This is a genomic window from Stenotrophomonas sp. HMWF003 (assembly GCF_003061285.1).
GTDB classification, from domain to species: Bacteria; Pseudomonadota; Gammaproteobacteria; order Xanthomonadales; family Xanthomonadaceae; genus Stenotrophomonas; species Stenotrophomonas maltophilia_AP.
The window spans coordinates 4,559-5,805 of record NZ_QAIW01000311.1; the positions used below are offsets into that span (position 1 = coordinate 4,559).

The window sequence follows — 1,247 nt, forward strand, 5'->3', positions numbered from 1 at the left end:
GCCTGGGAAGGGTCAAGGCAGTTTCCGCTTACCTCGCGTAGGGGCGAAGAATCCGGGGGTTACTCCGTGATCGGACCGGCCACTTCCTGCCCGGCCTGCCAGACCGCGCCGATGCGCTGGGTGTTGGCGATGTCGGTGAGTGGGTCGGCGTCCAGCACCAGCAGGTCGGCGCGCTTGCCGGCGGCGATCCGGCCACGGTCGGCCAGGCCCAGCAGGTCCGCCGCCTGCGACGTGGCGATCTGCAGCGCCTGCGCAGGCTTCAGCCCGGCCTGCACCAGCAGCTGCAGCTCGCGGTGCTCGGCAACGCCGATCACCCGCTGCGGCATCGCACCGGCGTCGGTGCCGAAACCCAGCTTGACCCCGGCCGCCTGCAGGCGGCGCACGTTCTCCAGGTTGGTCGCCACCGCGTCGCGCGCGGCCGGAATGCCGCTGCCAGCCAGTTGCGCGCGCTGCCACGCCGGCTGCGACCAACGGGCCAGCACGTCGCGGTGCAGGGCCTGGCGCAGGAACGGCTGCTGCAGCGCCTGCGGGTGTTCGGCGTACCAGTAGTTGGCCTCGTCGATGGCCACCGTCGGGATGTACCACGTGCCCTGGTCGCGCATCTTCCTGGCCAGCATCGGGTCGACCGCGCGGTCGCGGATGCCGTGGGCCAGGATGTCCACCTTGGCATCGACCAGGTCGCGGGCCTGGTCGAGGTCGTGGATGTGCGCGGCCACGGTGAGGCCGCGCGCGTGCGCTTCGGCGATGGCGGCGCGGTACACCTCTGGCGTCATCATCGGGCGCTTGCCGCCAAGGTCGTCCACCCACAGCTTGATCAGGTCCACGCCGTCGGCGTGCTGGGTGGCCACCGCCGCGCGCGCCTGTTCGGCGGTGCGCGGGCGCGCGACCGGGTCGTGGCGCAGGCCCATGCTGTCGGCCGGTGGTGCGCCATCGGGCGCGCCGATCCCGCCGCCGGCACCGTACAGCTGCGCGCCCAGGGCGGGATCGGCGTTCACTTCCGTGCGGATGGCGAAGAAGTCCGCCCCATTCATGCCGAGCGCGGTGACGGTGGTGATGCCGTAGCGCTGGAACTGGCGCAGGTCGCGCACCACGTTGTCGCGCGTGTAGTAGCGGTCGCCGTGCTCCAGTCCCTGCGTGTTGCCCACATGCGCGTGGTCGCTGACCAGCGCAGGCAGCAGCGTCTTGCCGGTGTAATCGATCCGGCGCGCGCCGGTGGCGGCAGCGGGCAGGGGCGTGCCGACATGCAC

General features: G+C 72.2%; 1 protein-coding gene. It reads right to left on the reverse strand.

The window, feature by feature from the left end:
* Window positions 1-59 precede the first annotated feature (59 nt).
* A partial coding sequence (locus tag DBR34_RS12740; protein WP_219928285.1) for an amidohydrolase family protein occupies window positions 60-1,247 on the reverse strand: 1,188 nt, incomplete at its 5' end.